Annotated in this window: 16 protein-coding genes; 8 read left to right on the forward strand and 8 right to left on the reverse strand. The window is 64.3% G+C overall.

Features of this window, described 5'->3' with window-relative positions; genetic code table 11:
- Nucleotides 1-3 precede the first annotated feature (3 nt).
- Together LN047_RS16170 and LN047_RS16175 are read right to left on the reverse strand one after the other, a co-directional pair.
- A complete protein-coding gene (locus LN047_RS16170; protein ID WP_373979573.1) occupies nt 4-2385 on the reverse strand; it encodes a DNA internalization-related competence protein ComEC/Rec2 in 2382 nt (793 codons plus the stop codon).
- Between the two features lie 217 nt (nt 2386-2602).
- Entirely contained in the window at nt 2603-3388 is a 786-nt protein-coding gene (locus LN047_RS16175) for an SDR family NAD(P)-dependent oxidoreductase (protein ID WP_373979575.1), read from the reverse strand.
- A 227-nt stretch (nt 3389-3615) separates the two neighbouring features.
- On the opposite strand from LN047_RS16175, the gene LN047_RS16180 reads away from it, so the two are divergent.
- Nucleotides 3616-4575 (forward strand): GlxA family transcriptional regulator, encoded by a 960-nt coding sequence (locus tag LN047_RS16180; RefSeq protein ID WP_373979576.1) that lies wholly within the window; start codon nt 3616-3618, stop codon nt 4573-4575.
- A gap of 49 nt (nt 4576-4624) precedes the next feature.
- On the opposite strand, the gene LN047_RS16185 is transcribed toward LN047_RS16180, so the two are convergent.
- Nucleotides 4625-5155 (reverse strand): carboxymuconolactone decarboxylase family protein, encoded by a 531-nt coding sequence (locus tag LN047_RS16185; protein ID WP_373979577.1) that lies wholly within the window; start codon nt 5153-5155, stop codon nt 4625-4627.
- A gap of 128 nt (nt 5156-5283) precedes the next feature.
- Between LN047_RS16185 and LN047_RS16190 the strand changes: the two genes are divergently transcribed.
- The 5 genes from LN047_RS16190 to LN047_RS16210 all read left to right on the forward strand — a co-directional run bounded on the left by LN047_RS16190 (nt 5284) and on the right by LN047_RS16210 (nt 10244).
- On the forward strand, nt 5284-6228 hold the full coding sequence (locus LN047_RS16190; protein WP_373979578.1) for a cupin domain-containing protein: 945 nt from the start codon (nt 5284-5286) through the stop codon (nt 6226-6228).
- A gap of 72 nt (nt 6229-6300) precedes the next feature.
- Nucleotides 6301-7224, forward strand: a complete 924-nt coding sequence (locus LN047_RS16195) for a LysR substrate-binding domain-containing protein (protein ID WP_373979579.1) — start codon at nt 6301-6303, stop codon at nt 7222-7224.
- A gap of 119 nt (nt 7225-7343) precedes the next feature.
- Nucleotides 7344-8339 (forward strand): Bug family tripartite tricarboxylate transporter substrate binding protein, encoded by a 996-nt coding sequence (locus LN047_RS16200; protein ID WP_373979580.1) that lies wholly within the window; start codon nt 7344-7346, stop codon nt 8337-8339.
- A 46-nt stretch (nt 8340-8385) separates the two neighbouring features.
- Entirely contained in the window at nt 8386-9675 is a 1290-nt protein-coding gene (locus tag LN047_RS16205; protein ID WP_373979581.1) for a M28 family peptidase, read from the forward strand.
- A gap of 119 nt (nt 9676-9794) precedes the next feature.
- The gene (locus LN047_RS16210; protein ID WP_142054773.1) at nt 9795-10244 is read left to right on the forward strand and encodes a PA2169 family four-helix-bundle protein; all 450 of its coding nucleotides are present in this window, start codon (nt 9795-9797) and stop codon (nt 10242-10244) included.
- Nucleotides 10245-10328: 84 nt separating this feature from the next.
- On the opposite strand, the gene LN047_RS16215 is transcribed toward LN047_RS16210, so the two are convergent.
- On the reverse strand, nt 10329-10964 hold the full coding sequence (locus tag LN047_RS16215) for a glycoside hydrolase family 19 protein (protein ID WP_373979582.1): 636 nt from the start codon (nt 10962-10964) through the stop codon (nt 10329-10331).
- A 238-nt stretch (nt 10965-11202) separates the two neighbouring features.
- Here LN047_RS16215 and thiM point away from each other — a divergent pair, with 238 nt between their 5' ends.
- Nucleotides 11203-12018 (forward strand): hydroxyethylthiazole kinase, encoded by an 816-nt coding sequence (gene thiM / locus LN047_RS16220; protein ID WP_338615593.1) that lies wholly within the window; start codon nt 11203-11205, stop codon nt 12016-12018.
- A gap of 74 nt (nt 12019-12092) precedes the next feature.
- Nucleotides 12093-14210, forward strand: coding sequence for a 5'-nucleotidase C-terminal domain-containing protein (locus LN047_RS16225; protein ID WP_373979584.1), 2118 nt, complete (start codon nt 12093-12095; stop codon nt 14208-14210).
- Nucleotides 14211-14223: 13 nt separating this feature from the next.
- Here the strand turns inward: LN047_RS16225 and LN047_RS16230 are convergent, their stop codons facing one another.
- The 4 genes from LN047_RS16230 to LN047_RS16245 form a co-directional block, all read right to left on the reverse strand.
- Nucleotides 14224-14982 carry an ABC transporter ATP-binding protein gene (locus LN047_RS16230; protein ID WP_373979585.1) on the reverse strand — a complete coding sequence of 253 codons (759 nt, stop codon included), beginning with the start codon at nt 14980-14982 and terminating at the stop codon, nt 14224-14226.
- Nucleotides 14979-15863 carry an iron chelate uptake ABC transporter family permease subunit gene (locus tag LN047_RS16235; protein ID WP_373982140.1) on the reverse strand — a complete coding sequence of 295 codons (885 nt, stop codon included), beginning with the start codon at nt 15861-15863 and terminating at the stop codon, nt 14979-14981. Before LN047_RS16235 ends, LN047_RS16230 begins: the two co-directional genes overlap by 4 nt.
- A gap of 91 nt (nt 15864-15954) precedes the next feature.
- Nucleotides 15955-16947, reverse strand: coding sequence for an ABC transporter permease (locus tag LN047_RS16240; protein ID WP_280019660.1), 993 nt, complete (start codon nt 16945-16947; stop codon nt 15955-15957).
- A gap of 28 nt (nt 16948-16975) precedes the next feature.
- Nucleotides 16976-17926 carry a siderophore ABC transporter substrate-binding protein gene (locus LN047_RS16245; protein ID WP_373979586.1) on the reverse strand — a complete coding sequence of 317 codons (951 nt, stop codon included), beginning with the start codon at nt 17924-17926 and terminating at the stop codon, nt 16976-16978.
- Nucleotides 17927-17931: the final 5 nt, after the last annotated feature.

Below are 17931 nucleotides of genomic sequence, written 5' to 3' on the forward strand. Positions count from 1 at the left end.
GGGCTAACGACCATGCCAATACCGTCTCGCACGCTCGCGCTGTCCCCACACTTCCAACACATCCGGCAGCGACGCCGCCATCACGGCGCCGTCCCGGTCGCTACGCCAGAAGCTGGCGCCCGCCCGGCTCCAACGCAGCTCCACCGCCCGTGCCGGGTGGCGGAACCGGTTCAGGTGCCCAGCCTGCGCAATGGCATGGACGGCCTGCGTCGCGTTCACCAGGTCATGCCCCGACGACGATCCTGACCCGTGATGCGGCGCCAGCACCACATCGGCACTGGCAAGCCCCTGCGCCACCATGTCCCGCTCCTGCGCCACGCCTACGTCCCCTGTCAGCAACAGAGAATGGCTTTCCCCCTCCACGCGCAGCACGCAACTGTCGGCATTGCGGTCCTCCACCTTCGCGCTGCGTTCTGACGGCCCCGGATGCAGGAAGGTGAACACCACCCCGTCCGCTTCCCACCCCAGTCCACGTTCGCACCGCGCCATCGTATCGGGCAACACCGGTTCGGCATTGCCTACGTCGGGCCACAACCTTGCGTCGCGCCGTAGATAAGCGGGCAAATCGAAGGATGTATAACTTCGCCCCACCGGCACCGCCCCCAGCACCGCGCGCGTGCCGCCCACATGATCCATGTCGGCATGCGACAGCACCAGCACATCCAGCCGCCCGATCCCCCGCGCTTGCAGAAATGGCGCGACGACCCGTTCGCCCGCATCGCTGCCGCCGTAGCTGCGCGGGCCCGCGTCAAACAGCAACGACTGAGTCGCCGTTTCCACCAGGATGGCGCTGCCCTGCCCCACGTCCATCGCGCTCATGCGCCAATGGCCCGGCTCAGGCTTGTCGGGCCGCCAGAACAGCAACGGCAGCATGCAGAACCACCCAAGGTGCCGACCAGGCCAACCCTTCGCCTGCAGCGCCCAGATCATGCCCGCCACCGCCAGCAGCAGCCATGGCCAGCCGGCCGCGGCAACCGGCACGCTCGACCAGCTTGCATTGCCGACCCACGCAACCGGCGTCATGGTCAGGTCGAACGCGGCCAGCCCGGCTTGCCCGGCCAACGCCGCCAGCGCCTCGGCGCCGGGCACGGACGACAGCGCCGCGCACAGCAACGCCAGCGGCGTCACGATGAACGTCACCGACGGAATGGCGACGGCATTGGCAAACGGCGACCCCAGCGACACCTGATGCACCAGAAAGGCCAAGAGCGGCATCAGTCCTACCGTGACCATCAGCTGCACGTGCGCGGCCTGCCGCAGCCGGGCCGCGCATCGCGCGCGCCAACTGGCGTCCACATCGATCGGCGCGGCCACGATGCGCAACAGCACCGCCACCGCGCCGAACGACAACCAGAAGCCCGCAGACATCGGGGCCCACGGGTCCAGCGCCACCACCGCCGCCGCCGCGCAGGCCAGGACCCGATCGCCCGACAAAGGCAGCCGCGACAACGCCGCCCCCAACACCACCAGCAGCATGAAAAACGTGCGGCGTGCGGGTACGCCCCAGCCCGCCAGCAGGCAATACAGCAACGCAACCACCGCCGCGACCGTCCCGCCGGCCACGCGCGCAGGCATCCGCTCGGCAAGGCCCACACCCCGCCACCGCACACGCCGCCAAAGCGACGACGCCAGCAAGCCCGAGATACCGGCAATCGATGTCACGTGCATGCCGCTGATCGACACCAGATGCGTGATGCCGCTGCGGTTGAAGATCCGCCAGTCGTCGCGCGCCACGCCAGCCTGATCCCCAATCGCCAACGCAATCAGCACCGGCGCGTAGCGATGCTCGCCCAACGCCGCGCGCATGCCCTCGCGCACGAGATGCCGGGCACGTTCGATGGCAATGCCGGGCGTGGCCCACGGCCGATCGTCCAGCAGGACGGGCTGCCCGCGCACGGTTCCCGTGGCGCGAATGCCGTTGGCAAACATGCGCCCCTCCACATCCGGCCCCGCGGGATTAAGCAATCCGTGCGGCCGCCGCAGCACCAGCGCCATCCGCCACACTTGCCCGGGCAGCACCTGCGGCACGGCTTGGTTGGACCCCGCGCCAGCCTGCCAGGTGACCTGGACGTGCGAGGGAATGCCGGGACGAGCGGGCGGCATCACCTCAGCCAGGAAGCGCTGACGCTTCGCGTCGCCATCGGGCAATGCGGCCACGCGCAGCACCAGCCGCGACACCTGATCCTGATGCGCGTCGGCAAGCCCATCGTCCAACCGTTGCTGCGCTTGCAGCGTCGCATTGATCAGGCCGGCCGAAAGCCCTAGCCCGAGGGCCGCAAGTACACGGCAGGAACGGTTGCCCGCGCGCGCCCATGCGGCGCATGAAGCGGCGCCCCCCGCGGCCACGAGCCATAGCACGAAAGTATCGGGCAGGGACGGCAGCATCTGCACCAGTGCCGAGCCCGCGACAAACGCAATACAGATCGAGCGGCCCGTAATGGTCTTCTCCCAGAAACCGAAGAGAGTAGGTCACGGCGAGACCGGGATGGGCGGCTAGTGAACGAATCGATCCCCCTCGGCCAGCCGCCACCATCTGGCGGTCAGTCCGTGCGCCAGACGAAGAAATGGGAGCGCGCGCACCGGGTTCTGCAGCGAGGCGGAATCACTTGACCAAGTAACGTGCGCCCGGCGACGAGTGGCCAAAGCGGTTGGAAAGTTGCTTGCGAGCGGCTTCGAAGTTGTCCCAATCCGCGCCGTCTTGCAGTGGGGGAATGGTCACGACCTCCCCGATATCAAGGCCGGCCAGAGCGGCGTCGACCATGTCCTCCGTGCGCATGACGATCTCGCCCGGAAGGTTGCTGTGCGGCAGTCCTGCCACGTCCCAGAATTCAGTCGCGGTGGCGCCTGGCAATACGGCCTGAATGCGCAAGCCCTTGGCTGCCAATTCATGATGCAGGGATTGTGTAAGCGCCAGGACATACGCCTTGGTGCCGCCGTACACGCCGTTCAGGATTTCCGGGCCGATGGCTGCGATGGAAGCGATGTTGATGATGGTGCCGCCACCTTGCTTGATGAAGACGGGCGCGGCGGCATAGGTCAGGCGAGTAAGGGCTGTGACGTTGAGGTCGATCATCTTGACCATCTCGCCAATATCGCTCTGCGCAAGCGGCGTCACCGCGCCGAAGCCGGCGTTGTTGAGCAGCAGGTCGATGCCGCCATTGGCCAGAATGGTTTCGACTCGCGCCACTCCCTCGTTGCTGCCCAGATCAGCGTTGACGGTTTGCACGTTGCGCCCGGTGGCGGTCGAGATCCGTTCTGCGACCGCGCTCAGGCGATCCTGGTTGCGGGCCACCAGGATCAGGTCGAAGCCCCGACGAGCCAGTCGATCGGCATAGACGGCGCCGATTCCGGAAGACGCGCCAGTGATAAGTGCGGTTTTGTCAGTCATGGTCAAGCTCCTTGGTTGATGTGCTGCGTTGCGTTGTTGATGCGATGGAGCCATTGTGCTTCCAGCGGAAAAGACATTTCAGACAACAAACACGCAATTTCTGCCATCACTGACGACGAGACATAAAAGACACGACCTTAAGTGACTGTTTAATAAGCAACAATTGACAATGCAGAGCTTTGGTGGCAATGTCTCCAACAATCAAAAAAACGCATTTAAGGACTTCCATGATCAAGCGCATCGGCCTGGTCGTCTATCCGGGCTTCCAAGCTCTGGATTTGGCTGCCCTCACCGTTTTCGAATTTGCAAACGGCTTGCAGAAAGACGTGGTGTACGAATTCGCTGCCTTATCGGTCTCGGGTGGACTCATTGAAAGTTCGACCGGCGTCGTTGTCGGCACCGAGGCGATAGGTTGGGGAAGCTATGACACGCTACTCATCGCAGGTGCGACTAGCATTCCCAATGCGACACCTGACCTGACCGATAAAATTCGGCAGGCAGCCGGAGCGACCCGGCGCGTGGCAAGCATCTGTACAGGTGCCTTCATCCTCGCCAAGACTGGCCTGCTGAACGGTAAGCGGGCTACTACGCACTGGTACTTCGGAAGACTTCTGCAGGAGCAAAATCCCGAAATTCAGGTTGATGAGGACAAGATCTTCGTCAAGGATGGCGACATGTGGTCATCGGCCGGTGTGACAGCGTGCATCGACTTGTCGTTGGCGCTGGTCGAGGCTGACCTGGGCGTGGAAATCGCCAAGACCATATCGCGCCTCATGGTCGTCTACCACCGCCGTACGGGTGGCCAGTCGCAGTTCTCAGCGATGGCGGAAATGGAACCTAGCTCTGATCGAGTCAAGGAAGCCCTAAGATTTGCGAAGGAGAACCTGAGCAAAGACCTGAGCGTCGAGGATCTGGCGGAACACGTGCATTGGAGTCCCCGTCATTTCAGCCGGATTTTTCAAATGCAAACAGGCATGGCTCCCGCGAAGGCGATTGAAAAGCTAAGAATCGAGGCTGCCGAGACGCTCATTGATCAGGGCCATGCATCAGTAAGCCGTATTGCCTCGCTGACGGGATTTGGCGATGAAGAGCGCATGCGTCGCGCATTCATGCGGTCGCATGGCGTCACGCCGAAGGCTTTGGTCTTGCGGGCCCGCGGCAAGCGCGACAACGTTTATATCAACTGATTCCAACACGCCGGAAAAGTGTTCCCGGCGTGTTTTCCGCGCGCCGCGATTACGGAATTTCTGGAAAATCGATTGCCGTATCGTTCACGCGATTGAAGATATTGGTGAATGTGATCACAGAGACGACCAGGCCAATTTCAACGATTTCGGCATCGCTGAATCCGGCGGACTTGGTATCGGTAAAGGCCTCTTCGGGAAGCGTGCCAGGGTTGCTTGCGAGCTTGCGAACAAAGCGGGTAAGCGCATCGAAACGCACGTTTCCGGTAGATTGATCTGCAATGACCTGCTTCAACGTCGCTTGCGGAACGCCTGCCAGCTTGCCAACCAGAAAATGCGCGGCTTGGCAGTAATCGCAACCCGATGCCGAGCTGACGGCCAGCTTGATGACTTCCTTTTCCTGTCTGCTCAACGTGCCGGGCACATTGTCCGCCTGCAGGATGGCTTTCAGGGCGGCAGGGTTGTGTGCGCCGATGGCCGCGTAGGCATTCGGGACGCGACCAGCCGCCTTGCTGATCTGGGAAAAGAGTTCTGCAGTGGCTCCAGAGGCAGACTCAACCGGAGGGGTAACGATTCGGGACATGACTAACTCCTTTGAGAGCGAAGATGGGAGTAGTCACTGTATTTCTCTAAACCACGTTGCTGAAGACGAGCGATGCTCAACAATATGCTCATTCGTCTCACACACCTGAAAGCGCTGAATTCGCGAACATGACCAATACCGACTGGCTCAGCAACCTGCTGGATATCGTGACAGTGAGAGGACGCCTGGAGGTGCGCTGCTTGTTTGGTGCCCCGTGGCGCGAGACGTTTGAACAGGCGCCTGCCGACGAGATTCCCTATCACGTGATACTGAGCGGCAGTGCCGTGCTTGAACTTCCAGATCAGCCGCCGCAGCTTCTTGAGGCAGGGACGATCTTCATGGCGGTTGACGGTGGCCCGCATGTCCTGCATGACGGAAGTGGCAAGGCGCCGCTGCCGATCAAAAAGCGCAGTCTCGCCAACATCACGATCGGCGAAAATCATGGGCCGGGTGCCAAGATGGACATGTTGTGTGGACGCTTCATGCTGAAGCAACCCTATGACAGACTCATGCGCAAGCATCTGCCTCCTGCTCTGATCGTCAACACCAATCCGGATAAGCAGGCCGACCGGAGCACCGAGCTCAATAACCTGATCGGTCTAATCCGCAATGAGTCAATGAATGAGCAGCTAGGCGGTCTCGCCATCCTTAACGCCTTGTCCACTGCGCTGATGGCAGTCGCATTGAGACATGCGGCAAAAGCCGAACAAGCCGCATCTGGATTGCTTGCTTTAACCAACAACCCGCGCTTGGCGCCGGCCTTGAATCAGATGTTTCAAGCGCCGGGACAAGCCTGGACACTCCCTGACCTGGCTGCCCTTTGCAATATGTCCCGCGCCACTTTTGTCAGGCATTTCCAGGAAGCGCTGGATTGTTCAGCAACGGAGTATCTGACGGACATACGCATGTCAAAGGCTGCACAACTCTTGCGCGAAAGTGGCGAATCCATCGGCGGCATCGCCGAGCGCGTGGGTTATCAGTCGGACGCGGCGTTTCAACGCGTGTTCAAGCAGCATCTTGGCGTGACTCCCGCGCAATGGAGAAAATCACCTCGAGCTGGTCTGGCGAATTGATTACCCCTGACTATGGTGTGAAGTGCGCACGCAGTACAGTAGCGCCACCCTACCATCACGCCCCGCTTCCCCATGAAAGGCTCCCGCAACTCCCTGTCTTCGCTGCGCATCTTCCTCACCGCCGCCGAAACGCTGAACTTCAGCCGCGCGGCCGAGGCGCTTAGCCTGACGCAAAGCGCGGTCAGCAAACACGTGGCGGCGTTGGAGGGCCGATTGGGCACCGCGCTCTTCAAGCGTATGCCTGCGGGGCTGCGGCTGACGTACGCGGGCGCCCTTTACCTGGAGCGCATCAGCGCGGCGGTGCGGCTCATCGACGAGGCTGACGCGCTGGTCGCCAACCCCGCGTCGCGCGTCGCACTGAACGTGGCGGTCTCGCCGTCGTTTGCGCAGTTTTTCCTGCTGCCCAGGCTGGCCGAGTTCTTTGAATTGCACCCTGAGATCCGCGTCAATATCCGCCCTCGCCTGCTGCATGGCCGCGACCGCTCTGAACGATTCGACGCGGAGATCCAGCTTCACACGGGATATGTGTCGGGCATGAGCGCGCAGTATCTGTGCGGCCGCGAAATGGCGTTGGTGGCCGCACCTTCGGTGATCAAGCGCCATCCGGTCAAGTGCGTGGACGACATCGCGCGATTGCCGTTGCTCAAGCGCGCCCAGCGCGGCTATGGCTGGGACGAGTGGCGGGCCGACGTCGCTCCGTTGTGGTCCGGCCCCCCCGCCACCGCGGCGGAATACGAAGGCTTTTCGATCCTGCTGCCGGCGGTGCTCAATGGTTTGGGCGCGGGCATCATGCCGCTGTGCATGGTGCTGGAGCATCTGGAGTCGGGACGCCTGGTGCGGCCCTTTGGCGAGGCCGTCGAAGGCCGCTACGGCTATCACCTGATGCAGCCTCGTCCCAACGTGGGCGGCCCTTACTGTGAAGCGTTTTGCGAGTGGGTCATCGCCCAAGGCCAGGCGCTGAACATACAGACGCGGCAATACGCAGGCATCACCTAGAACCTGGCTGCTTTCAAGCCGCTGACCGCGCAACAGCACCTATTCCAGTTTGGAATATCCTATGCGCATACTTCCTTTGCGGGGGGCCAGCGCGCGCACCACAATGACGTGAATAATTCATGGATCACCATAAAATCATGTTCAAGTGGAAAAAACTGCTGGCCGCCATGGCCGTTCCCGCGTGCTTGGCAAGCGTGCAATCCGCCTCGGCCGCCTATCCCGATAAACCCGTCAAGATCGTCGTGCCGTATTCGGCGGGCGGCAGCTCGGACGTGGTGGCCCGGGCGATCAGCGATCAATTGAGCGCCGAACTTGGGCAATCCGTCGTGGTGGAAAACCGCGCGGGCGCCGGATCGATGCTGGGCACCGCCTACGTCGCCACCGAAGCGCCCGATGGCTACACGCTGTTGCTGGCTGACGTGCCGTTCACCATCGTGCCGGCGCTGTACAAGGACCGGGTGAAATACGACGCGAAAAAGGATTTCGCGCCGATCACGCTGCTGGGCTTGTCGCCCATGTACCTGTTCGTGAATCCCGGGTTCGAGGCGCAGGACGTGCCGTCGCTGGTCAAGATCGCTTCGGCCAAGCCGGACACCGTCTCCATCGGTTCGGGCGGCAACGGCTCGCTGACCCATCTGATGGCCGAATTGTTCATGCAGAACACCGGCACCAAGCTCGCGCATATCCCCTATAAGGGCGCGTCGGCATCGGTCAATGACCTGGCCGGCCGCCAGATCGACGCCAGCTTTACGACGATGGCCTCGGCCGTTGCCCTGTTCCAGAGCGGCAAGATCAAGCCGATTGGCGTGTCCTCGCCCGCCCGTCAGGCCGGCACGCCGGACGTGCCGACTTTCCAGGAACTGGGCTACCCGGGCCTGACCGTGCAGAGCTGGTGGGGACTGGTCGCGCCGGCCGGCACGCCTGAGCCCGTCCAGAAAAAACTGTCGGAAGCGATGGCCAAGGTCATGCAGTCCGAGCCCGTCAAGCAGCGGCTCGCCAGCGTGGGCATGAACCTGCCGCCCGACACCAGCGCCGCAGCCCTCAAGGCGTTGCTGACGCAGGACTTCGCCCGCTGGGCCGATCTGGTCCAGCGCGCCAATATCACCTTCGAATAACACGCACGCAGCGCCGCGCGGCATGCGCGCGGCGCCGGAGACATTGATGACGACAAGCTGGCAACAGCAGGCCGCCGACGACGCGGCCTTGATGCACGATTTTCAAACCCTTTGCAGTTTTGGCGGACGCCTGTCCGGCACCGGGCAGGACGATGCGGCCATGGACTGGGCACTGGACCGGCTCCGGGAAATCGGACCCGACGTGCGGCGCGTGCCGGTGCCCTACGATGGCTGGCGCTGCCTGTCCAGCCGCCTGACGCTGCTGGGCGACGCGCCCGAGGATCTGGAGTGCGTGCCACTGCTGCGCTCGGCCTCCACCCCCGCGCAAGGCCTGGAAGGCGAAATCCTGGATGTCGGCGCGGGCCGCCCAGAGGACTTCGAGCGTGCCGGCGATGCCGTGCGCGGCCGGATCGTGCTGGTGCGCCATGAATATCCGTTCTCGCAAACGCACGTGCACCGCCGCCGCAAATACGACATGGCGCTCGCTCAGGCCGCCGCCGCTTTCCTCATTGCCAACACGCTGCCCGGCGCGGGCCCCTTGTCCGGCTCCTCCGGCCGCCCCCGCGACGGCGCGGGCATTCCCGCGGCCTATATTGGCCACGAAGCCGCATCCGCATTGACCGCCCGGCCCGGCGCCCGTGTCCGCTTGCAGATCCAGGGCGAAGAGTTGCGCGATTCGATGGCCTGCGCGGGCGTTCTGGATCTGCCCGGCGGCCGGGACAGCCGGATCGTGATCAGCGCCCACATGGACGGCCACGACCTCGGCCAGAGCGCACTGGACAATGCCACGGGCGTTGCCGTCGCGCTGGCTGCCGCGCGGCTGCTGGCAGAACGTCTGGGGCCCGGCACGCCCGGCCTGCGCATTTGCTTCTTCACCGCTGAAGAATGGGCGCTGGCCGGGTCTGCCCGCTACCTGGCCGACATGCCTGCGGCCGAGCGTCAACGGCTGAAGTTCGACATCAACCTGGACACCGTTGCGGGCGACGACACGCTCTGCGCGCTGATCAGCGACTATCCGGCGCTGGCGGACGTGGTCCAGGACACCGCCGCGCGCGCCGGGGTGCCCGTGTCGCACTGGCTGCCTTTCATGCCGAACTCCGACCACGCCAATTTTGCCAAGCAAGGCATTCCCGCCCTGCGTCTGGTTGCGGGCTTCGAGAAGCCCGAATCCCGCGTGCGCCACATCCTGTCTCGCGGCGATTTGCCGGACATCATCCGGGAAGACGAACTGCGCAACGCCTTGGCCGTTACCTGCGCGATGGCGTCGCTGGCGCTGGAGATGACCGATCCGGAACTGGATGCGCTGAAAGCCGGTTCCACGTGCCCGCGCGTCTAGCGCAACCTCGGCGACCTCGATTGCCCGGCCGCGATGCGGGCCGGGCACGCCGCTTGCTGAATATCGGGTTCCACAGGCAGCGCCCCGCTGCCTGATCCTTCCAAACCAAGGAGACCGATATGGCCGATCATGTGATCAAGGTGCTGAACAACCTCATCGAAACGTCGAAGAACGGCGAGAAGGGCTTCGCTTCGGCGGCCGAGGACGCGAAGGCTCCCGAGTTGCAGGAACTCTTTCGCAACCGCTCCCGCGATTGCGCCGCCGGCGCCGCGGAATTGCAAGCGCTCGTGGCGCAAATGGGCGGCGAGCCCGAAGACAGCGGCACGGTGGCTGGCGCCATGCACCGTGGCTGGACCAACATCAAGGCAGCGGTTTCCAGCCGCACCGACCTGACGCTCCTCGAGGAATGCGAGAAAGGCGAGGACGTGGCCAAGGCGGACTACGACAAGGCGCTGAAGGAAACGCTGCCGGAAAATGTGCGTGCCATCGTCGAACGCCAATACCAGGGCGTGCTGCACAACCACGACCAGATCCGCGACCTGCGTAACCGCTACCGCGCCACGACGTAAGCGTCGCGCTGCGAACCATGCAGCACGTGAAACGCCGCCTGCCCGATGCAACATGCGCCGGGCAGGCGGCGCGTCCTTGCCGGGCTATCGCATCAGTTCGGCATAGACGCGCTTGAACAAGGCAAAGCGCTCCTTCAGCCCTGCCAGTCCTCCGTTGATGCGCCGCGTAATCCGGGCAAAGTCTTCCAGATCGTCGTCATGGGTACGGTCGTCGGCCAACTCATTCAACCCACGCGACTGCCAATACCAACCCGCGCTCAGCGCCGCCCATTTCGGGTCGGCCAGCAACTCGGGCATGGTGACCAGGTCCACGCCCATCGCATCGCCTGCCGAATCGTAATTGCTGCGTCCCGTCAGCTGGATGATGCCTCGTCCGCGATATCGGTAACCATCGTTGCTTAACTCATCGCCATTGCCCATCCGGTTTGCATAAACCAGATTCGCGAGTCCCTGCGGATTATTCACGTAGGGCATCGCGGACGCTTCATCCGGAAAACGTTTGGGCCACACCTTGGTCAACCGCGCGGCGGTTGAGTAATTAAGGTTTTCCTCGATCCGGTTGTATTGGCTGGATTCATAGCCCGTCTGCGCCAGAAAACTCGCCATGCGGTCAGGGGTTTCAATTTCGTACTTCTGAAACGCGGGCGCCAACGCTTGCGCCCACTCGGCGGGGGCTCTGCAGTTGGGAAACACGCGTTGAAGTTGTTCGGAACTCAGCATGGCGGTTCCTCTGCTTGCTTAAAGGTTCGTGCCACCCGGGCGATAACGTCGCGTGCCCGATTCTCACGACGATCCGGGGCCGGTCAATGATTGTGAGCCTGCCGGGAAACCCGTCCATACCTCAAATTGGGTATGGCCGGCGTGCTGTTCCGCAACGCGAGCTTGACACCTCCCGGGTTCCCCCGGGAACATACGCCATTCACCCGGGGAGCGCGTCCCCGCGCAACATCCGCCCGGCATGCCGCATTCCCATCTGACTCCCCTCGCCCAACACGCCCAGGACCTGCTTTCCGCCGTCCGCCGCGACGCGCCGCTGGTGCAGTGCCTGACCAACTTCGTTTCCATGAATTACGCGGCCAACGCCGTGCTGGCGATCGGGGCGTCGCCCGCCATGGTTCATGCCGAAGAAGAGGCCCCCGAGTTCGCCGGATTCGCCGGCGCGGTCGTCATCAATATCGGCACGCTTTCCTCGCCGTGGCTGCAAAGCATGCTGCTGACCGCCAAGGCCGCCGCGCACGCGGGTACGCCCTGGGTGCTTGATCCGGTCGCACACCACGCCACCGCCTTTCGCCGTGACGCCATCCAGCGGCTGCTGGACCTCAAGCCCGCCATCATCCGCGGCAACGCATCCGAGATCATTGCGCTGGCCGGCGGCCTCAGCTCGGGCAAAGGCGTGGACGCGCGCGACGCCGTGGCGCATGCCGAGCAGTCTGCCCGGGACATCGCCACGCAGCGCCAGACGGTGGTGGCGGTGACGGGCGAAACGGATTACGTGACGGACGGCGCACGCGCCGTACACATCACGGGCGGCTCGCCGCTGATGCCGCGCGTGACCGCCACCGGGTGCGCGCTTAGCGCGGTGGTCGGGGCGTTTGCCGCGGTATCGCGCAACGATGCGTTTGCCGCGGCCGTGGCCGCGCTGTCGTGCTTTGGCATTGCGGGCCAGCGCGCCGCTTTGCATGCCGACGGACCAGGATCGTTCGCATGGCGGTTCCTGGATGCGCTGGCCGCGCTGGAAGCGGATTGCCTGACGCGCGAATCTCCCCTGCGTTGATTTGGCCCCGTGCATGTCACGGGTAGGTCACACACCGTCCCCAAAATTCTTTCCTTCAACACGGAGGAAAGACGGTGAAGCCACACCTACGCAAGATCTATGCAGTCACCGCCAGCTTTGCGCTGGTAGCCGGTCTGTCCGCCTGCGGCGGCGACGACGATGACGACACCACCGCCCCCGAGACGCCGCCGCAGGCCAGCGTGCCGCAAGGCGCCACGCTGGACGTCGCGATTCTGGGCACCACGGACCTGCATGCGAACGTGCTCGGGTATGACTATTACAAGCTTGCCGAAGACAAGAGCTACGGCATGGACCGCACGGCCACGCTGATCGCCAATGCGCGCAAGCAGCACCCGAACACGCTGCTGTTCGACAACGGCGACACCGTGCAGGGCACGGCGCTGTCGGACTATCAGGCGCTGGTGTCGCCGGTGCAGTGTTCAGACATGATCGCGATCTACAAGCAGATGAAGCTGCTGTCGTACGACGCGGCCACGATGGGCAACCACGAGTTCAACTATGGTCTGCCCTATCTGTCGCAGATCACCAATGTGGACTTCGGGCTGGCCGGCATCGGCAAGGGCACGGCGCAGACGAACCCGGCGGGCGCCAAGGATTGCGCCGCCCCGGCATTCCCGTTCGTGTCGGCCAACGTTGTCTCGGCCGCCTCCAAGCAGCCGATCTTCAAGCCGTACGTGCTGCTGGAAAAGACATTCAAGGCGACCGACACCACCGGCAAGTCTATCGACGTGCCGCTCAAGGTGGGCGTGATCGGCTTTGCGCCGCCGCCCATCATGCAATGGGACAAGGCCAATCTGGAAGGCCACGTGGAAGTCACGGGCTGGAAGGAGACCGCGGCGCGCTACGTGCCGGAGATGAAGGCCGCGGGCGCGGACCTGGTGGTGGCGCTGGCGCATGGCGGCATCGACCTGGCCACGGCCTACAGCCCCGACATGGAAAACGGCGCGGGCTATCTCAGTCAGGTTGCGGGCATCGATGCGCTCATCACGGGCCACCAGCATCTGCTCTTTCCCGACACGAACGCCAAGTCGCAGTTTGCCGGGCAGCCGGGCGTCGAACTGGAAAAGGGCTTGATCAACGGCGTGCCCACCGTGCAGGCCGGCCAATGGGGCAACAACCTGGGCCAGATCACGCTCAAGCTGGCGTATGACCAGGGCTGGAAGGTGCAGAAGGACGCCACGCAGGTGCAACGCATCTCGACAAGGCTGACCGCGCAAAGCGGATCCACGCCCGCGACCTACGTCGCGCCGGACTCGGCCGCGCAGCAGCTGGTGCAGGCCGAGCACGACGCGACCATCGGCTACGTAAAGACGCCGATCGGCCAAAGCCAGTTCGACATGGCCACGTACTACGCGCTGGCAGGCGACGTGTCCGCGCTGCAGATCGTGAACATGGCGCAGATCGACTACCTGTCCGACTACATCGCCAAGAACAGTCCGTCGTACGCGGGCCTGCCGATCCTGTCGGCTGCAGCGCCGTTCAAGGGCGGCCGCAACGGTCCCGGCGACTTCACGTATGTGAAGCAAGGCAACGTCGCCATCAACAACGCGGCCGACCTGTACCTGTACCCGAACACGCTGCAAGTGGTGCGAGTCAGCGGCGACATCGTGCGCCAGTGGCTGGAGAAGACGGCCGAGCAGTTCAAGCAGATCGACCCCGCACAGGTCGCGCCGCAGGACCTGATCGACACCGGCTTTCCCACGTTCAACTTCGACGTGCTGTATGCGGCGGGCAACGCGCTGCGGTATGAAATCGACGTGACGCAGCCGAAGGGCTCGCGCATCACGGCGCTGACGTACAACGGCGCGCCGCTGGACCTGACCGCGCAGTTCCTGGTGGTGACCAACAATTACCGCGCCAGCGGTGGCGGCGATTTCCCCGGTTTGGCCGGCGGCAAGGGCGACATCGTGCTGCAAGCGCCGGATGCCAGCCGCGACGTGCTGATCGCCTACATCAAGAAGAACCCGACGCTCGACCTGGCCACCTTCGGCCTGGATCGCAGCTGGCGCTTCACGCAGGTGAGCGGGCTTGCCGGACCGGTGGTGTTTTCGTCGGTGCCGGGCACGTTGGCGATGGCCACGGCGCACGGCGTGACCAACGTCTCGGTGTACGACGCGACGCCGGACCCGGTGACGCAGCTGTCGCGTTATGCGCTTGATCTGACCCAGTAAGCGGCCCGCCGCCTTACTGGTAATACACGCAGATGCGCTTGCCGCCGATTTCGTGCACGTCAATCGGCAGCTCGTACAGATCGCTCAGCACGTCAGGCCGGATCAGCTCGGCCGGCGTGCCGTGCCGGGCGATCCGCCCCTGACGCATCGCCACGATGCGGTCCGCGTAGCTGGATGCGAAATTGATGTCGTGCAGCACCAGCACAACCGTCTTGCCCAGTTCATCGGCTGCCCGGCGCAGCGTGCCCATCATGGCGACGGCGTGCTTCATGTCCAGGCTGTTCAGCGGCTCGTCCAGCAACACGTAGCGCGTGTCCTGGCACAGCACCATGGCCACGAACGCGCGCTGGCGCTGGCCGCCGGACATCTCGTCCAGGTAGCGGCCGGCCAGCGGCTCCAGATTCAGATACGCGATGGCCTGGTCGATATGGACCTTGTCATCCATCGTCAGCCGCCCGCCCGTGTGCGGGTACCGGCCAAACGCCACCAGATCCCTGACCGTCAACCGCAGCGGCAGATGGTTGTCCTGACGCAGGATGGCCAGGCGCCGGGCCAGCTCGCGGCTGTCGGCGCGCGTCACGTCCAGGCCTTCGACCAGCACCCGCCCCGCGCTCATCGGCAACAGCCGGCTTACCATGGACAGCAAGGTGGACTTGCCCGCGCCGTTCGGCCCGATGATGGCGGTGACGCCGCCTGCCGGCAGATCCAGGCTGACATCGTCGATGACGACGGTGTCGCCGTATTGCTTGCTGACCTTCTGGATTTCTATCATCGGCGCCCCCTGCGCAGGATCAGGACGAGGAACATCACGCCGCCCACGAATTCAATCACCACGCTGACGGTGGTGTTCAGCCCCAGCACGCGCTCCAGCAGCGTCTGACCGCCGACCAGGAATATGACGCTCAGCAGCATCGCGGCCGGCACGGTGTGGCGGTGCCGGTCCGACCCCATGGCGTGATACGCAAGGTTGCTGACCAGCAGGCCGAAGAACGTGACGGGCCCGACCAGCGCCGTCGACACGGACACCAGCACCGCAATGGCCGCCAAAGTCAGCATGAGCGTGCGGCGATAGTCCACGCCCAGGTTCAACGCAATATCGCGCCCCAGCGCCAGCACGTCGTAGCGCCGGCGCATGCGCCAGATAAGGAGCGAAGCCGCGCAGACGGCCGCCAGCGCGATCGGCAGCAATTCGATGCGCACCGAATTGAAGCTGGCGAACATGCGGTCCTGCAGCACCAGGAATTCATTCGGATCGATCAGCCGGATGACGAAACTGGACAGGCTGCGAAACAGCAGTCCGAAGACGATGCCAACCAGCATCATCAGATGCAGGCTGCGCACGGCATCGGAGAACAGCCAGCGGAACAGCAGGCACGCGAACGCCGTCATCGCGCACACTTCCAGGAGAAAGGCCGCGACCGGATGACTGGCGGTGGCCGCCGCCTGCCCGAAGCCGAACACCACAACCGCCTGGATCAGCAGGTACATCGCATCGAAGCCCATGATGGCGGGCGTCAGGATGCGGTTGTGGGTGATCGTCTGGAACAGCACCGAAGACACGGCCACCGCATAGGCCACCAGCAACATCGCCAGCAGCTTGCCGCCGCGAAACGGAATGACGAATGACCACTGGCCATTGGCGCCCAGCGTCATGAAGGCCACAATGCACAGCAGCGCAAAAGCGCCCAGCGCCGCAAGGCGCCACGTCTGCGGCGCGCGCGCGGCAAAGGGCGGTATCGAGATATCAGCCAACGCGATTCCTCCGCGTGCGCAGCAGCCACAAGAACAGAATGCTGCCCAGCACGCCCACCACCGTCCCGATCGGGATTTCGTAGGGATGGATGACCAGGCGGCCAATGATGTCGCAGGCCAGCACGAACACGCCGCCCAGCAGCGCCACCCAAGGAATGGCGCGGCGCATGTTGTCGCCCAGCACCAGACTGACGGCATTGGGCACGATGAGGCCCAGGAATGGGATGCTGCCGGCCGTCACGACCACCACCGCTGAAATGGCGGAAACGATCAACAGGCCCACCAGCGTCAGCCTTGCATGATTCAGTCCCAGGTTGGACGCGAACTCGCGGCCCATACCGGCAACCGTGTAGCGGTCGGCGGCGGCATAGGCCGCGCAGGCCAGCGCAAAGCCGATCCACAACAGTTCGTAGCGGCCGCGCAGCACGCCAGAGAAGTCGCCGGTCGTCCACGCATGCAGGGATTGCAGCAGATCGAAGCGGTACGCCACGAAGGTTGTGACCGCCTGGATCACGCCGCCCAGGATCAGCCCGATCAGCGGCACGATGAATGGCGTGCGCAGCGGCACGCGTCGCAAGAGGGCCAAGAACAGCAAGGTGCCCGCCAGCGCGAAGCCCGTGGCCGTCAGCATCTTGCCGATGACAGGGGTATTGGGCGCCAGCAGCGTGATGGCCAGTATGCCGAGGGTGGCGGACTCGACGGTGCCGGCCGTCGTGGGCTCGACGAAGCGGTTGCGCACGAGCATCTGCATGATAAGGCCGGCCACGGCCAGCGCCATGCCCGCCAGCAGCAGCGCAAGCGTGCGCGGAATGCGGCTGACCATCAGCAGGCGCCACGCGCGCTCGCCCGCCTCGCCGCCGTCCCACAGCGCGGTCCACGGCATCTGGCCCGCGCCCACGCTGACGCTGGCCACGCACAACAGCAGCAATACCACCACCACGGCGGCCAGGCCGCCCCACCCGCCGATTGCGCGCCGCCAGTTCACCAGCCGCCCTTCCCGTCTTGCATGCTGCTTACTTTCCCTGTGCCAACGCCGCCGCGATCTGGTCCACGTTCTGCTGCATCGCGGTCAGACCCGCGCTGCCCAGCAGGTACCAGTTAAAGCCGTTCAGGTACACCACGCGCTGGTTCTTCCAGGCCTTGGTCGGACGCACCAGTTCGTTGTCCAGCATGCGCTCGGCCGACACGCCCTCGCGGCCGATGGCGGCGTCGCGGTCGATGACGAACAGCCAGTCCGGATCGGTCTGAGCGATGAACTCGAACGAGATCGCCTGACCATGGTTCGACACGTTCAGATCCGCCGCGGCGGGCTTGACGCCGAACGCGTCGTGGATCACGCCAAACCGCGAACCCGGGCCGTAGGCGCTCATCTTGCCGCCGGTGGTCAGCACGATCAGCGCCGTGCCGGCGTTGGCCGCCTTGCCCTTCAGCGATGCAATGGCCGCGTCCAGCGCCGCCAGCTTCGTCTTCGCCTCGTCTTGTTTGCCGTACAGCGCGGCCAGCATTTCGGTGTTGCGCTTGACGCTGCCGACCAGATCCTTGGCGTCAACCGTCAGGTCGACCGTGGGCGCAATCCTGGAGAGCTCGTCGTACTTGGGCGCCGAGCGGCCCGCCACGAAGATGACCTGCGGCGCGGCGGCGTGGATGACCTCGTAGTTGGGCTCGAACATCGTGCCCGCCTTGAGGTAACGCTTGTCCGCAAACTGGCTCAGGTGCGGCGGCAGCTTGGCGGCGCTGGGCACGCCCACGGGGTCTACGCCCAACGTGTGCAGGGTATCGAGCACGGCCAGATCCAGCACGATGGCCTTGGTTGGGTTCGACGGCACCGCAGTCTCGCCACGCGCGTGCTTGACCTGCGTGGTGGACTGCGCGGCGCAAACTGCTGCCGCGGCGCTCAGCGCCAAGGCCATGCCGGTGCGCGTTGCCCAGCGGCGGGCAGCGCCCGCCTGTTTTCCATTGTTCATGCAAA

This window comes from Achromobacter sp. JD417, from assembly GCF_041879325.1.
Classification (GTDB): domain Bacteria; phylum Pseudomonadota; class Gammaproteobacteria; order Burkholderiales; family Burkholderiaceae_B; genus Achromobacter; species Achromobacter mucicolens.